Consider the following 19,321-nt stretch of genomic DNA (forward strand, 5'->3'; position numbering starts at 1 on the left):
GGTCTTCTTTATTATTCACGTATATCTAATTTTTTTAGTTTTAACTGAGTTTGATAATACTTCGGTGTCACTCCCATCCAGCGTTTAAATGCGCGAGTGAAATGGGATGTATCTGCATAACCTAAACTTAAAGCCACAGCTTCAATTGATATTGCACTATTTTCTAAAAGATCTTGTGCTTGCTGCTTTCGAGTTAGATCAACTAATACTGAAAAACTTGTATTTTCGGTTGCCAAATACCGCTGTAGGCTCCGCTCTGACATATTCATCATGTGAGCGACTTGCTTAACTTTTAACATTTCCCCCTGACTATTGATCAATAATTTTTTAATTAGGTGGCTAATTTCTACTTTCCATCCGCTGCGTAACTTCAATTTATCGATATCTTTTTTACACTGTGCTTTTAGTAAAGGTGTAAGCATCGGGTCGGCAGTTAGGATAGGCTGCGATAAATATTCTTTTGGAAAAATCCAGAAATTCTGTTTTTCATTAAATAAACAATCTACACCCAATTCGTCTTTTAGTTTTGAAAAACCGACGGGTTCAGACATATTTAACTTAACGGTACCTAAAAATGATAATCCTGTTAGATGCTTCGCGATTTGAACAAAACCTAATAATAAAAAAATACTAGCATTGGGACTCAACTGAAAAGCTTTCAAAGGCTGGCGTATAGACCAGTAAATATAATCTTGTTCTTGTTTTAACTCTGGCTTAAATGCATCACAACGTGATCCAATAAATTGTTCAAGTGTTTTTAGGGCTTCTTCTAAATTTGCACAAACCATGGCCGCCATACCTACCGAACCATAACAAGATGCTTTCATTTCCAAAGCCAAATAACCCGCTAATGCTGGCTCATGAATGAGTTCAATAGCATGTTCAAAAAGTTTGTTTAAAGCATTAAATTCAACATACCAATAGGGTTTGGTTAATTGTTCTAATGTTATGCCACTTCCATCTAGAAGCTGATCACCCGAGATATTCCATTGCTTAACTATATCGACTAATAAATTAATATAAGTTCCAGGTAATTCTGGATTCATGCATGGTCCACTAGCAATCATAATTGTGGCGTCAAATGGTAAAAACTGTCAGTTCATGAACTATGCCACGTTTTTAAATTGATGCATAGTTGTTCAAAATGGAATCCAGTGAATCGCACTAGACAGCACAATTTCTGAAAAGAATACAGGTCCCCTTATGAATATTTTGATCGTTCATGCGCATCCAGAGCCACAGTCTTTTACAGCTTCATTAAAAACGACAGCTCAGCAAACATTTAAAAAGTTGGGTCATCGTGTAGAAGTTTCTGACTTGTATGCAATGCAGTTCAACCCTGTAGCTTCCAAAGAGGATTTTTTAGAACTCAATCAACCTGACTATTTCAATTACGCATTAGAACAACGTAATGCCACCAAGAAAAACCTTTTAGTAGCTGATATTCAAGCGGAAATTGAAAAAGTAAAACGAGCAGATTTGATTATTTTAAACTTTCCTCTTTACTGGACTTCTGTCCCGGCAATTTTAAAAGGATGGATTGATCGCGTATTCGTTTCAGGACTTTTTTATGGCGGAAAACGGTTTTATAACCACGGTGGTATGGCGGGTAAAAAAGCGATGCTCTGTCTAACATTAGGCGGTAGAACGCATATGTTTGGCGAGAACTCTATTCACGGACCAATAGAGCATTATCTATCACCTATTCAACGCGGTACCTTGGCTTATAGCGGTTTTGAAGTTCTTCCACCATTCATTGCCTATCATGTACCTTATATTAGCCAAGAAGCACGAAAAACCATTCTTGAGGACTATATAACGTACCTTACCCACCTCGACCAGCTTGAACCTTTAAAGTTTCCCAAACTTGAACAATTTGATGAAAAGTTATATCCCCTTTAACGGTTTGTTTTAACTCTAAATCGGAAGAATTGTATTCATACTTTTAATTTGGTTCATTCTTTGTATTTTAGACGGTTAAACTTATCTGCTGGAAACACCCCAAAATTGATCAAATGGTAAAAAAATAAATACTGACTTATGCACTATTATGAATAATATAAAATGGAATCAATAATATACACATGTAGATAAACTAGACTTATCCTGTAAAAATGATAACTAATACTCACTTCATGATCAATCAACTCATATTTTTACAAAAAAATCTTTGACCATTTTTCTTGGATTTTTGACAAAAATGTCATAAATACATGGCTTATTACTAATAGATTAAAAATATAAATATCAATTATTTAAAATAGTTTAATAATGTAAAAATTTCTCCACATTTCATTCTTTATTGACTTTTTTTGTATAAAAAATGAGTACTCCCCAGTTCATATAACAGATTTACTCTTAGTGTAATTATGCTATTTTTGTTACATGGAGTTATCAAAGCTTTGAAACTTGTAATTAAAAGCTTTGAAGGCAACACAGTTTAAACGGTTTAACTCTGTTACTTTTAAAAAAATGTCTTGAAGTTCAAGGAAAGATTAAAATGAAATTAAAACATCTGAGCACTGCAATGATTTTGGCAACGCTGCCTGCAACTGGGGTTTTCGCAGCAGCTTTGGATCGCTCTGGACAGTCAATGTCTGCATTCTTACAACCAGGTAACTACTTTGAAGCGGGTATTTCTGTTTTAGACCCAACTGTAGAGGGTAAAGAAGCAGGATCAAGCGCAACTCGTCGCGATATTGGTGATATGGCTAATGATTATTATTTTCCAAATGCCGCACTAAAATTACAACTCAACGATAAATTTTCTTTTGGTTTACTCTACGACCAACCATTTGGAGCTAATGCTGAATATAGTGGTCAAAATGTATTTGTCTCTGACCCATCTAATACTATTTTAGCTCCAGCAGCCCTAGATAGTATCCGCACAAACACTATTAATACAGCTTTTAATAATTTAACAGCAAATCAACGTGTTGGTGCAGCACTTCAAGCACAAGGTGTTAACTTATCTACTCCAGCAGGTCAAGCACAATTTGCTGCAACTCTAAATGCATACAATAATGACCCAACAACTAAAGCTGTTATTGATGCAGGTGTAAAACAAGGTGTTGCTGCACAAGTAGATGCAGGTTTGAAGCAAGTGAATGGTTTACTTGGAACTGGTGCTACAAAAGTTAAAGTTGATACTCAAAACTTATCTTTTGTATTTGGTTTCCAACCGACTCAAAACTGGAACATCTATGCAGGTGGTGTCTATCAGACAATTAAAGGCAATGTAAGTTTACGCGGACAAGCTTATAGTATTTATAATGGCTACGATGCTGACATTAAAGAAACAGGTGGAGCTGGTTGGTTAGCTGGTGTTGCTTATCAAATTCCTGAAATTGCCCTTAAAGCTTCTGTGACTTATCGTTCTGAAATCGATCACGATGTAAATATTCGCGAAAAAATCCCTACCCTTCCAGCTTTATCACTTTTAGGACAAGATGCCGCAGCTGCTGCAATTGCAAATAGCTCAGCTGACACAAAAATCACGACACCTCAATCAGTAAACTTTGATTTCCAGACAGGTATCATGGCTAATACTGTTGCGTTTGCTAACGTACGTTGGGTGAACTGGAAAGATTTCGCGATTCAACCATACAAATTTGGCCAACTTTCACAAGTTGTTGGACCTCTTGTTGGACGTCCAAATGGCTTTAACTTAGTTGAATATGCTGATGATCAATGGACGGTGAATGCTGGTGTAGGTCGTAAGCTTAATGAAAAATGGGCAGGTAATGTCTCTGTAGGTTGGGACTCTGGTGCAGGAAACCCTGTAACCACATTAGGCCCAACGGAAGGTTACTGGAAAGTAGGTTTAGGTGTTCAATATAGCCCTACTCCACAAACTTTCATTGCCGGTGGTGTAAAATACTTCTGGTTGGGTGATGCTAAAGCACAAACTGGTGCACAAGCTGGTACCGATCAATATGTTGCAGAGTTCTCAGACAACAACGCGATCGCTTATGGCTTAAAACTTGGTTATAAATTCTAAGCCCAAAAATTATCACATATAAAAAAGGCGCTTAAAGCGCCTTTTTTATTGTCCATTCTTAAGCAGGAATATTACGCTGCGAAACTGAACGGATTGCTTCTTTTAATGCATCATAGCCATGAATTGCTGGGAACTGAGGGAACTCAGCAATCACATTTGCAGGTGCATCAAATAAGAAGCCATGATCAGCTTCACCAAGCATGGTTGTGTCGTTATATGAATCCCCTGCCGCGATTACACGGAAATTTAAACCGTGAAGTGCTTTAACAGACTCACGTTTTTGATCTGGTTGACGTAGTTTATAAGCAGTGATCATTCCTTCGTCATCTGTCTCTAACTTATGACAGAAAATTGTTGGCCACCCTAATTGCTTCATTAGAGGATGAGCAAACTCATAGAAGGTATCTGACAAAATCACAAGTTGGAAATGAGTACTTACCCATTCAACAAACTCTTTGGCACCTGGTAATGGCCCCATCTCAGCAATCACTTCTTGAATGTCATTTAGGCCTAAACCATGTTGTTTTAAGATATTCAGACGCTGAGTCATTAAAACATCATAATCCGGAATATCACGAGTTGTTGCTTCTAGTTCTTTAATCCCTGTTTTTTTTGCGAAATTGATCCAGATTTCAGGAACTAAAACCCCTTCAAGATCTAGGCATACGATTTCCATGAATGCTTCCAACGTTGGTTAAAAATTGCTGTATCATACCATTAAGATTTTCAGTTTTGCGTTGTTATTGATCAAATCAATTTTATTCATAAGGATTGAAATTAAAGTGCTAAGCAATTTATTTACTATCCTTTAGAATATTTTTCATAACTCAATGCGCCCAAGCCTTTTGCCAGGAACACCCATGACCGTTATTCCGACTATTGATATTGTTGATGCTCTCGCAGCTGAATATGCAGCTAAAAGCCCACGCGAGATCTTAGAACTTGCATTAAGCCAACAAGGTGAAATCGCAATTTCATTCTCAGGTGCAGAAGACGTCGTCTTAATTGATATGGCTTCACGTTTAGGCAAACCTTTCCGTGTTTTTAGCCTTGATACCGGACGCTTGCATGCTGAAACATATCAATTTATTGAAACTGTTCGTAAGCATTACAATATTAATATCGAAATTTGCTTTCCTGAATCTGAAGCTGTGCAAAGCATGGTGAATGAAAAAGGCTTATTTAGCTTCTTTAAAGATGGGCACCAAGAATGCTGTGGTATTCGAAAAGTTCAGCCTTTGCGTAAAAAACTTGCAACCTTAGATGGCTGGATTACAGGCCAGCGTAAAGATCAAAGTCCGGGTACACGTACCGAAATTCCTGTCGTACAAGCTGACGTAGGTTTCTCTGGTCCAGACAAACAACTCATTAAATATAATCCGCTTGCGAACTGGTCTAGCGCTGAAGTATGGAGTTATATCCGTATGATGGAAATTCCATATAATCCTTTACATGAGCGTGGTTTTGTTTCTATTGGTTGTGAACCATGTACTCGTGCGGTACTTCCAAACCAGCATGAACGCGAAGGCCGCTGGTGGTGGGAAGAAGCAACGCAAAAAGAATGTGGCTTACATGCAGGCAACTTAAAAAAATAGTCTGGTATAAAAAAACCACTGATGAATCAGTGGTTTTTTTTACAGTTATATCTCGTACACAAAGTCATATTTAATCTGTAATAAACGCTATATACTAAATTTTACGGTTCTATAATTCTAATAAGAGCTCAGTTAAGGGCTTCTTAGAAAAAAGCATGAGGCACAACAAGTTATGCGTCCATTACACCCTATTGATTTTATTTTTCTATCACTAGAAAAAAGACAACAACCGATGCATGTTGGCGGATTGTTTTTATTTGAAATTCCTGAAAATGCCCCTGAAACTTTTGTTCGTGATTTAGTAGAAGAAATTCGCCAATCAAAAAGTATTCCTGTCCCTCCCTTCAATAACCGTTTAAATGGTTTATTTTGGGATGAAGACGAAGAGTTCGATATTGATCACCATTTCCGCCATATTGCTCTGCCTCATCCTGGTCGAATCCGTGAGTTACTGGTTTATATTTCGCAGCAGCATAGTTCTTTAATTGACCGAGCAAAACCGCTTTGGACGTGCGACATTATTGAAGGAATCGAAGGTAATCGTTTCGCGATGTACTTTAAGATTCATCATGCCATGGTAGATGGCGTTGCGGGTATGCGTTTAATTGAAAAGTCTCTATCTAAGACCCCACAAGAAAAACATGTAGTTCCCCTTTGGTGTGTAGAAAGTAAAAGAACAAAGCGCTTAAAAGTGCCAAAACCAAGTACCAGTAAAATCAAAAGTATTTTGGGAGGCATCAAGTCACAACTTGAAGTTACACCTAAAGTCATGCATGAGTTATCACAAACCATTTTTAAAGAGATGGGGAAAAATCCCGACTATGTATCGACTTTTCAAGCTCCAGTTTCAATTTTAAATCAGCGTGTAAGTGCTTCACGTCGCTTTGCAGCTCAATCATTTGAATTAAGTCGTCTTAGAAAGATTTCTAAAGCCCTTGGTGTGACCATCAATGATGTTGTGCTTGCTGTATGTTCAGGTGCGTTACGTGAATACCTGATTAGTCATAACAGTTTGCCTAAAAAGCCTCTTATTGCCATGGTCCCTGCTTCACTGCGCACAGATGACTCTGATGTGAGTAATCGCATTACGATGATTCTAGCGAATTTGGGGACTCATAAAGATCAGCCTTTAGAACGACTCGAAATTATTCGTCGTAGTATGCAAAATTCGAAGCAACGCTTTAGCCGCATGACTGCAAATGAGATTTTAAACTATAGTGCTGTGGTTTATGGTCCGGCAGGTCTAAACATCATGTCTGGGATGCTTCCTAAGCGCCAAGCGTTTAATTTAGTGATTTCTAATGTACCAGGTCCACGTGAGCCACTTTATTGGAATGGTGCGAAATTAGATGCGCTTTACCCAGCTTCTATTGTCATGGACGGGCAAGCACTCAATATTACGATGACGAGCTATCTAGATAAGCTTGAAGTAGGTTTAACAGCATGTCGAAATGCTTTACCTAAAATGCAAAACCTTCTGACTCATCTTGAAAACGAGATTCAACGTTTTGAAGAGATTATTGAAGAGAAACAACTAAAACATCATTCGGTTGGTTAAGAAAAACTAAGGGGCTTTGAAATGGCCCCTTATTTTTTAATTGTGCGGCACTGATTAAGTAACTGATGACATACTGAACGAATCATTGCAGTTGTGATCGGTACTTCTTTACCTTGGTCATTCAACATATAGCAGCTATTTACTGGCGTGCTTTCTAAAACATGTTTAAGACCGTTGCTAATTAAGTTTTCACTTACATTCATGGGTTATACCTCTTATTGTTTGCTAAGACGTTTTAAATAGGGAGAACGTCTAGGGCTACTGTATGTAAGTAGTATTTAAAATTCATGAATGAAAGTAAAATTTCAGTTGTAACAAGGATTAAGCGATATCTTGTTACAACTTTAACTTAAAATGATATCGTATTGCTCTTGCGTATATAAATTTTCAACCTGAAATTTAATAACTCTGTTGATAAAATGCTCTAAATCAGCCACTGCTGGGGCTTCTGCAGTTAATAATCGGTCAATCACCGATGGATGCGCAACAACAGTAAAGCCACTCGTAGACTCGAAAGCACGGGTATAACGTAATATCTCACGAAATATTTCGTAACATACTGTCTCTGCTGTTTTGACAAAACCACGTCCTTGACACGTTGGACACGACTCACATAACAAGTGCTCGAGTGATTCTCGCGTCCGTTTACGCGTCATTTCTACCAAACCAAGTTCAGATACCTGAGTAATTTTGGTTTTCGCATGATCGCGTTCAAGCATTTTTTCAAATTGACGCATCACCTCTTCACGGTGAATGGCTTCTTGCATGTCAATAAAATCAATAATGATGATACCGCCCAGATTTCTAAGTCTGAGCTGACGTGCAATAACCTGAGTCGCTTCCATATTCGTCTTAAAGACTGTGTCTTCCAGACTACGACCACCGACATAAGAACCAGTATTCACATCAATGGTCGTCATGGCTTCAGTCTGGTCAATCATTAGATAACCACCAGACTTTAGAGCAACACGGGTTTGTAACGCTTTTTGAATATCTTCTTCAACGTTATAAAGATCGAATAATGGGCGTTCACCTGGATAATGAATCAGGCGACTTTGCATATTCGGTACAAACTCATCTACAAATTCACGGAGTTTTCCATGAATCTCTCTCGAGTCGACATAAATTTTTGCAGTTTCTTCACTTGCTAAATCACGAATAATTCGTTGTGGTAGCGGTAATTCTTCAAAAATTAAGGAAGGTACTGCAACGTCAACTTGCTTACGCTGAATGTATTCCCATAACTTACTGAGGTAACACATATCCTGCGCAATCTCAGCATCATCTACGCCTTCAGCAGCAGTACGTACAATCACACTCCCCGGTAGATTGTGCTCTGCCTGAATACCTTCGATGATATTACGTAAGCGCTCACGTTCTTCTTCTGACTCAATACGCTGAGAAACCCCGATATGATTACCATATGGCATGAGAACTAAATAGCGAGAAGGAATTGAAAGATCAGTACTCAGGCGGGCACCTTTTGTACCCAGCATATCTTTCATAACCTGAACGGTAAGCGTTTGTCCTGGATGAAGTAATTCAAAAACGTTAGGAGTTGGTTGAGAACGAGGCCAAACCATATCATTAATATGTAAAAAGGCTGTTCTAGATAAACCGATATCAACAAAAGCCGCTTGCATACCAGGCAGTACACGAACAACTTTACCTTTGTAGATATTACCGACCAAACCACGTTTAACTGTACGTTCTACATACAGCTCATTAACAGTTCCATTTTCGATTAATGCCACCCGACACTCCATAGGCGTGACATTAATAAGTAGTTCTTCTGACATACATAAACTCAAAGCATTATAAAATTTTTATTAAAGAGTCAGAGAGACTGTTAACGTAGCTTTGTCCACTATTCATCGACAATGCAATTCAATCAAGAATTATCAACAACCCCTTATGTCTTCACTCTTTTGAATAACTGTGAAAATTCGTACAAAGGAAGTCCTACCACATTACTATAACTTCCTTGAATTTTGGGAATATATTGCGAAGCAATTCCTTGAATTGCATACGCACCGGCCTTCCCTACAGGTTCTCCTGTGGCCCAATAGTCTTCCATATCTTGTGTAGTTAAGGCCGCAAATTCAACTTGTGTTTGCACCACCTGACTCAAGATTTGTTGCTGTGTCGCAATACAAATTCCGGAAAACACATCATGCCAACGACCAGATAATTGTTTCCAAATTTCAAAAGCATGCTGTTTTGAGTCAGGTTTACCAATAATCTGACCATCAAGCCCAAGACTTGTATCGGCCGCAATAACCACGGCATCTGGAAAAATATTTAATACGGCTTGGGCTTTTTCTCTAGCTAAACGCTCAACATATTGATAAACCAGCTCACCGTCATGAACAGATTCATCAATATCAGGGCTATAAATTTCAAAATCTAAACCCAACTGCTGCAACAGCTCTCTCCGACGCGGAGAACTGGAAGCTAAAACTAAATGCGCCATTTTGCTAAACAATAATAAACTACTGGCCAAGTTAGAACACTGGTCATTAATGGTTGCCAATGGCGAGCAATTGAGAAGTGAGTACCTCCCATGGTTTGGGTCACCCACATAAAGGCTAAATGAGCAATAATAACCAAAGTGGCAATTGTCCATAAATTACCGAAAGTCAAAATACGACGCTCGCGTATTAAAAACCGGGTAACAAAGGTAACAATAACAAAGCTCAGTGCATTTAGTCCTAATGGAGCATCAAGTAGTAAGTCTGTAAAAAGCCCCATACCAAATGCAAACCATACTCCACACCATGTTGGTTGGCAAACGACCCAAAACAACATGATCATAAGCATGAACAATGGTCGCCAGCCAGAAATATCGTAGGATAATGGGTAAACCATGAGTACTGAACCCACGATTACAGAGAGTATAATTACCCATAATGGATCATTACGCTTCTCACGTTTCAATTTAGCGATCGGCATATGGCTGCTCCTTCGCTAATGAGTCTGAGAAAAGTACAATAACATGATGCCCTGTTGCGAGCTGAGCAGCTGGAGTAATATCAATTTCCGCAAATTCACCTGAATTATGACGGCGTATTTTAGCTACTGTACCCACTGCGTAACCTGCTGGAAAATGCTCACCTAAGCCAGAACTCAGGACTTTATCGCCAACCTGAATATTTGCACTGGTTGGAACATATTCCATTTTCAAGCGACCTAAATCGCCAGTACCAGAAACAATCGCCCGCATACCTGTACGCTCTAGACGAACAGATAGTGAATGCTCTTTATCAGAAAGTAACATCACACGTGAACTATGAGGGTACACATTAATAATTTGCCCCATAATCCCTTTATCATCTAGAACCGTTTGACCAACCTTAAGATGATCCATTGAACCCCGGTTAATAATGATGATATGACGGAGCGGATCGGCATCTGTTCCAATTACTTCAGCAATTTCCATACGACCATCAATAATTAATGGTGTATCAAGTAAGCCGCGTAATCGGGTATTTTCAGCAGACAGCTCTGACAGCTTCTGCAAACGAACCTGAGCCTGTAACAGCTCAGCCTGCATTGCAGTGTTTTCACGGCGCAGTTGTGTTTCAGATTTAGTTTGTTGATTCAGCCATTCTCTCGACAGTACCGGATAACTTGCAAGCGCATAAATTGGGTTATATGCAGCGTACAAGACATCCCTTGCTGGCTGAATTACATAAGGCATACGCCAATCAAAGAAAAGCACAACCAAGCATGTAATGACCGCAATAATGAACGAGCGGAAAGATGGCGGCTGTCTTGAAAAAATATTCGGTTGCACCGCCTAATCCTTAAACTTAACCGACGAAAAGCATGTCATGGTTCGGGTTGTCGAAGAATTCTAATACTTTACCACCACCACGGGTTACACAAGTAAGAGGATCTTCAGCCACAACAACTGGTAAACCAGTTTCTTGAGCTAATAATTTGTCGAGGTTGCGAAGTAACGCACCACCACCTGTCAACACAATACCGCGCTCAGCAATATCTGAAGAAAGTTCAGGAGGAGTTTGTTCAAGAGCTGATTTCACCGCGCTTACAATGCTTTGTAATGGGTCAGAAATCGCTTGAGTAATTTCGTCAGAAGTTACGGTAATTGCACGAGGCACACCTTCTGCAAGGTTACGACCACGTACTTCAATTTCTAATGTCGTACCATCAGAAACAGCCATACCTACTTCTTTCTTAATAATTTCAGCTGTGGTTTCACCAATTACGCAACCGTGAGCTTTACGAACATAATTAATGATTTGCTCATCAAATACATCGCCACCAATACGTAAAGAATCAGCATAGACACAACCTTGCAATGAAATAATTGCAATTTCAGTTGTACCACCACCAACATCCACAACCATAGAACCACATGCTTGTTCAACTGGCATACCCGCACCAATTGCAGCCGCCATCGGCTCTTCAATTAAGCGCACATCACGGGCACCCGCATTAAATACGGCTTCACGAATCGCACGACGCTCGACCAAAGTTGATTTACATGGTACACATACAACTACACGAGGTGCAGGTGGGAACAAACGTTTTTCGTGAACTTTACCAATGAACTGATTCAGCATGGTTTCAGTCACTTCAAAGTCTGCAATTACACCGTCTTTCATTGGACGAATTGCAGAAATATTTGCAGGCGTACGGCCTAACATTTGTTTCGCATCCAGCCCTACAGCAGCAACAATTTTTTGTGAACCACTGTGACGAATTGCCACAACTGTTGGTTCATTTAATATAATGCCGCGGCCTGGTGCATAAATAAGTGTATTTGCTGTACCTAAATCAATGGCTAGATCCGGCGAAAACAAGCCAATTAGTCGTTTTAGAATCACGGTTCGTTCTCAGTTAAACTTTCATGTGGATGCAAGGTGGCAACTTTAAACTAAATGTGATGATTTGAACAAGTCAATCGCTTATTATAACGCACGATATTTTGAAAATTTTTAATACTGATTAGGTGATGTTATGTCTACATCGGATGCACAGCATTCAGCAGATTTAAATGCACAAACAGTTTCAGCAATCGCCAATCTTGCTCGATTGTCGCTCAATGATACGCAATCTGCTGAATATGCTCAAAGTCTAAATAAAATTTTAGGCATGATGGAAACCTTAAAAGGCATTGATACGGAAGGCGTAGAACCTTTGAAGAGTCCTTTTGACAATCCTCAACCTTTACGTGCTGATGTGGTAACTGAAAGTAATCATCGAGATGAATACCAAGCTGTTGCACCTGCAACTCAAGATGGTTTGTATCTTGTCCCTCGCGTGATTGAATAACTTTTAGTCAATTAATCCATCTTCCCAATTTTGAATGTAAAGAAATTTTACTCATGACTGATTTACATCGCTTATCAATTCGTGAACTTGCTGAAGGCTTAAGCCAAGCGAAGTTTTCATCTCGCGAATTGACTGAACACTATTTAAAACGTATTGCTAAAATTGACCCACTGGTAAAAAGCTACGTGACGGTTACACCTGAACAAGCGCTTGCTGAAGCCGACGCAGCCGATGCAGCTTTAAAAGCGGGTAATGCAACTGCTTTAACGGGTATTCCACTTGCTCATAAAGATATCTTTTGTACCAAAGGCATTAAAACCACTGCTGGTTCAAAAATTCTAGACAACTTCATCTCTCCTTACGATGCAACTGTTGTTGAAAAAACTAAAACAGCTGGTCTTGTCACTTTAGGTAAAGTGAACATGGATGAGTTTGCGATGGGTTCAACCTCTGAAAGCTCATATGTTGGTGCAACAAGCAACCCTTGGGCACTTGACCATGTACCTGGTGGTTCATCAGGTGGCTCTGCTGCGGCTGTAGCAGCTGATTTAGCACCTTTTGCTACAGGTACCGATACAGGTGGCTCAATTCGTCAACCTGCCTCTTTCTGTGGTTTAACAGGCTTAAAACCGACCTATGGTCGTGTATCTCGTTTCGGGATCATTGCTTATGCATCATCTTTAGACCAAGCGGGTCCAATGGCACGCTCTGCTGAAGACTGTGCTTACCTCATGAATGTAATGGCAGGTCACGATGCAAAAGACTCAACTTCGGTTAAAAAGGAAGTTGATGACTACGTTGCAAATTTAAATGGCACATCTGTAAAGGGTTTACGCATTGGTATTCCTAAACAGTACTTTAACGTTGCAGGCTTAGATGCTGACGTTAAAGCACGTGTTGAAGAGTCTTTGAAAAAGCTTGAAGAAATGGGTGCAACCCTTGTTGAGATCGATCTCAACATGACTGAAGCTTATGTACCGACGTATTACCTGATTGCGCCAGCGGAAGCATCTTCTAACTTGTCACGTTACGATGGCGTTCGTTACGGCTACCGCTGTGAAAACCCAGCAGACTTGATGGATCTTTATAAGCGTTCTCGTTCAGAAGGCTTTGGTCCAGAAGTTCAACGTCGTATTTTGATTGGTACATACGCGCTTTCTGCAGGTTATTACGATGCTTACTATGTGAAAGCACAAAAAGTACGTCGTTTAATTCAACAAGACTTTTTAAAAGCATTTGAAAATGTGGATGTGATTGCGGCTCCTGCTGCTCCAACAACTGCATATAAAATTGGTGCGAACTTAAGTCCAACTGAAATGTATTTAGGCGATATCTATACACTTGCAGTGAACTTAGCAGGCTTACCAGCGATTAATGCTCCTGTTGGTTTTGATAAAGACAGCTTACCTGTAGGCTTACAATTAATTGGTAACTACTGGTCAGAATCGCAATTATTGTCGATTGTTCATCAATACCAACAAAATACCGATTTCCATACTCAACGTGCGGCAATTGCTGAGGAGAATGCATAATGGCTGAAGCTCAAAAGTTGAAATTGATTGACGGTTGGGAAGTCGTTATTGGTATCGAGATTCACACTCAGCTTGCAACCAATTCTAAAATTTTCTCTGGTTCATCGACTGAATTTGGTCAAGACCCAAACACACAAGCGAGCCTTGTAGACTTGGCTATGCCGGGTGTATTGCCTGTTTTGAATGAAAAAGTAGTTGATCTTGCTATTCGCTTTGGTTTGGGTATCGATGCTTACATCGACCAAGCATCTGTGTTTGCACGTAAAAACTACTTCTACCCTGACTCTCCAAAAGGCTATCAAATTAGCCAAATGGATAACCCGATTGTGGGCTTGGGTCACATTGACATTCAACTTGAAGATGGTACGACTAAACGTATTGGTGTAACTCGTGCCCACCTTGAAGAAGATGCTGGTAAATCTGTGCACGACCAATTTGAAGGCATGTCTGGCATTGACTTAAACCGTGCTGGTACACCTTTACTTGAAATCGTTTCTGAACCAGACATGCGTTCAGTTGAAGAAGCGGTTGCTTATATCAAAGCGATTCACACATTAGTACGTTGGTTAGGTATCTCTGACGGTAACATGGCGGAAGGTTCATTCCGTGCAGACTGTAACGTGTCTTTACGCCGTCCGGGCCAACCATTTGGTACACGCTGTGAGCTTAAAAACCTCAACTCATTCCGTTTCATTGAGCAAGCGATCAATGTTGAAATTGAACGCCAAATGGAAATTTTGGAATGGGGCGGTGAGATTGACCAAGAAACTCGTTTGTTTGATCCAAACAAAATGGAAACGCGTTCAATGCGTTCTAAAGAAGAAGCAAACGATTACCGCTACTTCCCAGATCCAGACTTATTACCAGTAATTATTGCAGATGAGCAAATCGAAGCTGCTCGCGCTGCACTTCCAGAGCTTCCTGCTGCACGTCGTGCACGCTTTATCGCAGACTTTGGTGTAACTGAGTACGATGCTCACGTACTTACGCTCTCACGCGAAATGGCAGACTTTTATGAAGCTGTTGTGGCTGCTGCTGGCGGTGCGAAACAAGGTAAAGTGTCTGCAAACTGGGTAATGGGCGAATTCTCAGGTGCTTTAAACAAAGCAGGCCTAGATTTGGCTGACTCACCTGTTTCTGCTGAACAGCTTGGTGGCATGATTGCTCGTATTGTTGACAACACCATTAGCGGTAAAATTGCTAAACAAGTCTTTGGCTTTATGTGGGAATCGGAAGGTAAATCTGCCGATGACATTATTGCGGAAAAAGGCTTAAAGCAAGAAACCGACACTGGTGCAATTGAAGCAATTATTAAAGAAGTACTTGCAGCCAATGAAAAAATGGTTGAAGAGTACAAGTCTGGTAAAGAAAAAGCCTTTAACGGTCTTGTTGGTCAAGTCATGAAAGCGTCTAAGGGTAAAGCTAACCCTGCTCAAGTAAATGAATTAATGAAAAAATTGATTGGTTAAACTAATCTATTTTTTAGAGAAACCCGCTTTAGAGCGGGTTTTTATCTATTTCAAAAACTCAATCAATCCAAAATAATTTTTAAACTAAAACCATTCTGATAGGTTATCCATGACAAATAAATTACTTATTACGACTTCTTTATTGTTAATAAACTCGACACTTTTTGCTCAAACAGTTCAAGTCCCAAAGAGTGAAGTAGCATCTATTTTTAAAGCTGCAAATTTCAAAAAAACAAAACATGGCTGGAAAGGTAACTGTGATACTGGTGAAATTATTATTTATAAAGATTTAAATGGTGATGGTCATAAAGATGCAGTTATTCAAGATAGTAGCACTATGTGTTATGGCAATACGGGTGTTGGCTATTATATAGTTTCACAGCAAAAAGATGGTCAATGGAAAAAACTATTTAGCGACTCTGGCATTCCCACCTTTTTGAAAACTAAAGGCAAAGATGGCTGGCCTGATATTGAAAATGGGGGAACAGGCTTCTGTTTTCCTATTTATCGATGGAATGGTAAGGAATACACTCTTAACCGTCGTGAATATGAAGGTAAAGCTTGTGAGTTATAAAAAGCAGACCCCATAAATTTAAAAGCCTCTATTTATCGAGGCTTTTTTTATATCACTTACGAAACACTCTTCGACTAAAGAATGGGCTTTTTTCTAAAGAATTGCTCAGTGACTGTGCTAATTTAAATTAAAAATTGAAATCACTTATATTTTAAAAAGAGGGATAAATCATGTCTAAAAAGATTTTAATGTTAGTCGGTGACTATGCTGAAGATTATGAAACTATGGTTCCATTTCAGTTCTTAACAGGTTTAGGTTATGCCGTACATGCTGTTTGCCCGAATAAAAAGAACGGTGACCATATTGCGACAGCTATTCATGATTTTGAAGGCGAACAAACTTATAGCGAAAAACGAGGCCACAACTTTGCAATTAACTATGATTTTGATGCCGTTAATACCGAAGACTATGTAGGCCTAGTCATTCCGGGTGGTCGTGCACCAGAATATTTACGTATGAATGATCGCGTTGTCGAAATTGTACGGGAGTTCGATCGAGTGAAAAAACCAATTGCAGCTGTATGTCACGGCGCTCAGTTACTCGCAGCGGCTGACATTTTAAAAGGCCGCCTCTGTTCTGCTTATCCAGCATGTGCTGTCGAAGTAAAACTCGCAGGTGGTCAATATGCAGATATTGCTGTGACTGAAGCCGTTACAGATGGACATTTGGTGACAGCACCAGCTTGGCCTGCACATCCAGCTTGGTTAGCTCAATTTGTGAAAGTTTTAGGCGCTACGATTACGATCTAAATAAATCACTTTATCCCGTATACAATAAAGCCTGCACTTAAATAGCAGGCTTTATTGTTAAAATAGAAAACTAGATTTTTATCTTGTAATTCCCAGCTTATTCCAAATCTCTGGTGTTAAAAACGTTGTCACCAATTTGTTTAGGTCGATATAGCGTAATGTGCCCTGCAACTGTTGTTTAACGGCTGGGTCTTTAACAATATCTTCACCAGCACTCTGACCTAACTGTTGGAAAGCTTCTCCAACTGCCTTAACACCTTCTGCCTTAATCACAGCTTTAGTTTGGGTAGAACATTGCTCTACAATCACGCGTTGTAAAACCTGAGCCAGTTTTTGGTCTAACTGGTCTTTTTGCTCAGGTGTTACATTACTAAATGCTTTTAAATCGGGATGAGCTGCTAAAGCCGTAAATGTCCACTGAAGCACTGTAGTTTTATCTGAAGCTGTTGTAGCTTTAACCAGACAATCACTGAGCTGATCGACCGTTGGACCCGCCATTGCAATTTGTGTGGTGCCTAGTACAGCCGCCGCCACACATATTGAACGACTCAGATGTGAAAACTTATGGCGAGCAATAGCGTAAAGATGACGTGACATAGGTCTAGCTCCAATAAACAATCTGTTCTTTTTATCACAGAGTCACCAAAGTTACCTGTTATGACTCTGTAACCGCAAAGTAGTTATTTCACCACAGACTCTATTCGATCAAGCTCCCACACCCCACCTGCTGCCAAGCCTTTACACATCCCTGTCCACATATCCTTAGTATGCACAAAGCTCTTGCCATCCCACACCCATTCTTCACTTGCCCAGCAGTCTCCTATGCCTCGTCCCTTTTGAGAACTGCTGATCATACCGCTATCGAAATCTGAAGCAGACTCGGTCACAAAAGTTGCTTTACCATTTAAAGACTCATCGAGCACCCAAGCCCCATAGCCTTCGTTATAAGCTCCTCGCCAACACAATGTAGTCGCCAGAACTTTCTTATTGGTTAATTTATATAGGTCAATTTCTTGTGGTTCAGCTCCATCACTATTACCGCCATACACTCCCTCGCAAAAGCCGTCTTCTTTCGGATTCGGTTTAGCTGCCATCAGACTACGGTATATTGCTTGGTACTGTTTACTTTTTGGCTGTAAAGTTAAGTAAGGTTTGGTTGCCGTCTTAATACGTTTTACAACTAGTTTTGTCTCAGGCATCAGCACTTGATTTTCATTGGCACTGCCCTTTTTGACTAAAGCACCAACGGTCCCGATACGCTTCTGAAAATCATCCATTTTTAATAACACAGCGGTCATTCCTTCATCGGAAATTTTCCATTCATGTTGCGCATTTTTAAATGTAATTTCAGTTTTTTGCTTAGATTGCTGTAGTAGAGCATTGGTTTGTAAGCTACTTAGTTTACCCATAATTGGCAGCTCAGTGCCATCTACAACCACAAGCCCTAAATCTTTGCCATTGATATAAAAATGGATATTTTTAAGCTGATTTGCAGGCATGCTTTGTTCATAGTCAGACAAAGCAAACTCAACTTGCACAGGTTGTTTTGGCCCTGCTTTACGCGTTATTAAAATTGAAGCTGGATTATCACCATTGTCTTCATTTTGATAGCCAGCAGCCTTACAAGTACCCGTATTACTACAATAGATTTCCCACTCTTGATGAGAAAATGAAATGCCTTTAATGTCTTGAGCAAAACTATAAGAACTTATTGCCGCTAAGCAGCAAATTGAAAGTATATTTTTCATTTTCCATATCTCTATAAGTCTGTTTTTATTATGAAGTTAAAAACAGTATTCAATTTTGAATTACCTTATAGTTTAAAAGAATATGTTAGATTTATATAAGATTTTAAATTGATTACTTTCTAAAAATGAAAAACTGAGCCTGTAAATTATTTTGTGTAAGTTCCATTTTTTATAAATGATCTTTTAATCGATCATCGAACTGAATCGTAAACCAATTCATTGCTAAACGCCAATTTTGAATTGGCATCGTCCATTTCTTCGCAGCATTTGATGTTGCTAAGTAAATGACCTTCTTTACTGAGTCATCAGATGAAAAGATTTTCCTTTTCTTCGTTGAATGGCGTATTACGCTATTCAACGACTCAATCGCATTTGTTGTATAAATTGCATGACGTATTTCGGCTGGATAGCTAAAGATCGTTCGGATATTTTCCCAATTGGCCCGCCAGGATTCTCCAATTTTGGGATACTGGTGATTCCATTGATCACAGAAGATGTCTAGGGATTTTAAAGCATTTTCCTCTGTACTTGCCTGATAAATCGCTTTCAGACCCGACGTAACAGCTTTGTAGTCTTTCCAGCTTACAAATCTCAGGCTATTGCGTACAACATGCACGATACACAGTTGAATATCAGTATGAGGGTAAACAGAGGCTATCGCGTCAGGGAAGCCTTTTAATCCATCTACACAGGCAACAAGAATGTCCTGTACTCCTCGATTTTTTAGCTCTGTCATGACTGACAGCCAGAATTTGGCACCTTCTGTCTGAGCAATCCACATACCCAGTAATTCTT

Annotated in this window: 19 protein-coding genes and 1 pseudogene; 9 read left to right on the top strand and 11 right to left on the bottom strand. The window is 39.5% G+C overall.

Annotated elements, in window-relative coordinates:
- Positions 1–11 precede the first annotated feature (11 nt).
- Complete coding sequence (locus MSG95_RS06155) at positions 12–1,046, bottom strand: AraC family transcriptional regulator (protein WP_077164709.1); 1,035 nt, start codon at positions 1,044–1,046, stop codon at positions 12–14.
- 157 nt (positions 1,047–1,203) lie between these two features.
- Here MSG95_RS06155 and MSG95_RS06160 point away from each other — a divergent pair, with 157 nt between their 5' ends.
- Complete coding sequence (locus MSG95_RS06160; RefSeq protein ID WP_324624621.1) at positions 1,204–1,902, top strand: NAD(P)H-dependent oxidoreductase; 699 nt, start codon at positions 1,204–1,206, stop codon at positions 1,900–1,902.
- A 598-nt stretch (positions 1,903–2,500) separates the two neighbouring features.
- Positions 2,501–4,000 (top strand): outer membrane protein transport protein, encoded by a 1,500-nt coding sequence (locus MSG95_RS06165; RefSeq protein WP_324624622.1) that lies wholly within the window; start codon positions 2,501–2,503, stop codon positions 3,998–4,000.
- Positions 4,001–4,058: 58 nt separating this feature from the next.
- Here MSG95_RS06165 and thrH read toward each other — a convergent pair whose 3' ends face one another.
- Positions 4,059–4,676 carry a bifunctional phosphoserine phosphatase/homoserine phosphotransferase ThrH gene (gene thrH / locus MSG95_RS06170; RefSeq protein WP_000406999.1) on the bottom strand — a complete coding sequence of 206 codons (618 nt, stop codon included), beginning with the start codon at positions 4,674–4,676 and terminating at the stop codon, positions 4,059–4,061.
- A gap of 184 nt (positions 4,677–4,860) precedes the next feature.
- Between thrH and MSG95_RS06175 the strand changes: the two genes are divergently transcribed.
- Both MSG95_RS06175 and MSG95_RS06180 read left to right on the top strand, forming a co-directional pair.
- Entirely contained in the window at positions 4,861–5,595 is a 735-nt protein-coding gene (locus MSG95_RS06175) for a phosphoadenylyl-sulfate reductase (RefSeq protein ID WP_004705815.1), read from the top strand.
- 172 nt (positions 5,596–5,767) lie between these two features.
- Positions 5,768–7,153 carry a WS/DGAT/MGAT family O-acyltransferase gene (locus tag MSG95_RS06180; RefSeq protein WP_151819255.1) on the top strand — a complete coding sequence of 462 codons (1,386 nt, stop codon included), beginning with the start codon at positions 5,768–5,770 and terminating at the stop codon, positions 7,151–7,153.
- A 29-nt stretch (positions 7,154–7,182) separates the two neighbouring features.
- On the opposite strand, the gene MSG95_RS06185 is transcribed toward MSG95_RS06180, so the two are convergent.
- The 6 genes from MSG95_RS06185 to MSG95_RS06210 form a co-directional block, all read right to left on the bottom strand.
- Complete coding sequence (locus tag MSG95_RS06185) at positions 7,183–7,356, bottom strand: PA1571 family protein (RefSeq protein WP_002116397.1); 174 nt, start codon at positions 7,354–7,356, stop codon at positions 7,183–7,185.
- Positions 7,357–7,497: 141 nt separating this feature from the next.
- Positions 7,498–8,952, bottom strand: coding sequence for a ribonuclease G (gene rng, locus MSG95_RS06190; protein WP_004705812.1), 1,455 nt, complete (start codon positions 8,950–8,952; stop codon positions 7,498–7,500).
- A 113-nt stretch (positions 8,953–9,065) separates the two neighbouring features.
- On the bottom strand, positions 9,066–9,626 hold the full coding sequence (locus MSG95_RS06195) for a Maf-like protein (protein ID WP_004705811.1): 561 nt from the start codon (positions 9,624–9,626) through the stop codon (positions 9,066–9,068).
- Positions 9,614–10,105 (bottom strand): rod shape-determining protein MreD, encoded by a 492-nt coding sequence (mreD, locus tag MSG95_RS06200; protein ID WP_004705810.1) that lies wholly within the window; start codon positions 10,103–10,105, stop codon positions 9,614–9,616. The genes MSG95_RS06195 and mreD overlap by 13 nt, the downstream gene beginning before the upstream one ends.
- Entirely contained in the window at positions 10,092–10,949 is an 858-nt protein-coding gene (mreC, locus tag MSG95_RS06205; RefSeq protein WP_004705808.1) for a rod shape-determining protein MreC, read from the bottom strand. The genes mreD and mreC overlap by 14 nt, the downstream gene beginning before the upstream one ends.
- Positions 10,950–10,965: 16 nt before the next feature.
- Positions 10,966–12,006: a rod shape-determining protein gene (locus MSG95_RS06210; RefSeq protein WP_000601379.1), complete on the bottom strand. Its 1,041-nt coding sequence runs from the start codon at positions 12,004–12,006 to the stop codon at positions 10,966–10,968.
- A gap of 133 nt (positions 12,007–12,139) precedes the next feature.
- Here MSG95_RS06210 and gatC point away from each other — a divergent pair, with 133 nt between their 5' ends.
- The 5 genes from gatC to MSG95_RS06235 all read left to right on the top strand — a co-directional run bounded on the left by gatC (position 12,140) and on the right by MSG95_RS06235 (position 16,778).
- The gene (gatC, locus tag MSG95_RS06215) at positions 12,140–12,454 is read left to right on the top strand and encodes an Asp-tRNA(Asn)/Glu-tRNA(Gln) amidotransferase subunit GatC (protein ID WP_000107699.1); all 315 of its coding nucleotides are present in this window, start codon (positions 12,140–12,142) and stop codon (positions 12,452–12,454) included.
- Between the two features lie 53 nt (positions 12,455–12,507).
- Positions 12,508–13,986, top strand: a complete 1,479-nt coding sequence (gene gatA / locus MSG95_RS06220) for an Asp-tRNA(Asn)/Glu-tRNA(Gln) amidotransferase subunit GatA (RefSeq protein ID WP_004705807.1) — start codon at positions 12,508–12,510, stop codon at positions 13,984–13,986.
- Positions 13,986–15,455 (top strand): Asp-tRNA(Asn)/Glu-tRNA(Gln) amidotransferase subunit GatB, encoded by a 1,470-nt coding sequence (gene gatB, locus MSG95_RS06225; RefSeq protein ID WP_004705806.1) that lies wholly within the window; start codon positions 13,986–13,988, stop codon positions 15,453–15,455. Before gatA ends, gatB begins: the two co-directional genes overlap by 1 nt.
- Positions 15,456–15,564: 109 nt before the next feature.
- Positions 15,565–16,029 (top strand): hypothetical protein, encoded by a 465-nt coding sequence (locus tag MSG95_RS06230; protein ID WP_004705805.1) that lies wholly within the window; start codon positions 15,565–15,567, stop codon positions 16,027–16,029.
- A gap of 170 nt (positions 16,030–16,199) precedes the next feature.
- Complete coding sequence (locus MSG95_RS06235; protein ID WP_004705803.1) at positions 16,200–16,778, top strand: DJ-1/PfpI family protein; 579 nt, start codon at positions 16,200–16,202, stop codon at positions 16,776–16,778.
- 78 nt (positions 16,779–16,856) lie between these two features.
- Here the strand turns inward: MSG95_RS06235 and MSG95_RS06240 are convergent, their stop codons facing one another.
- From MSG95_RS06240 to MSG95_RS06250, 3 genes and pseudogenes are all read right to left on the bottom strand, one after another.
- Positions 16,857–17,375 carry a hypothetical protein gene (locus MSG95_RS06240; protein ID WP_004705802.1) on the bottom strand — a complete coding sequence of 173 codons (519 nt, stop codon included), beginning with the start codon at positions 17,373–17,375 and terminating at the stop codon, positions 16,857–16,859.
- An 83-nt stretch (positions 17,376–17,458) separates the two neighbouring features.
- Entirely contained in the window at positions 17,459–18,526 is a 1,068-nt protein-coding gene (locus MSG95_RS06245) for a DUF1176 domain-containing protein (protein ID WP_004705801.1), read from the bottom strand.
- A gap of 169 nt (positions 18,527–18,695) precedes the next feature.
- Positions 18,696–19,321, bottom strand: a pseudogene (locus MSG95_RS06250) (IS256-like element ISAba26 family transposase); the annotation flags it as partial.

This window comes from Acinetobacter sp. IK23 (assembly GCF_035615275.1).
Classification (GTDB): Bacteria; Pseudomonadota; Gammaproteobacteria; order Pseudomonadales; family Moraxellaceae; genus Acinetobacter; species Acinetobacter seifertii.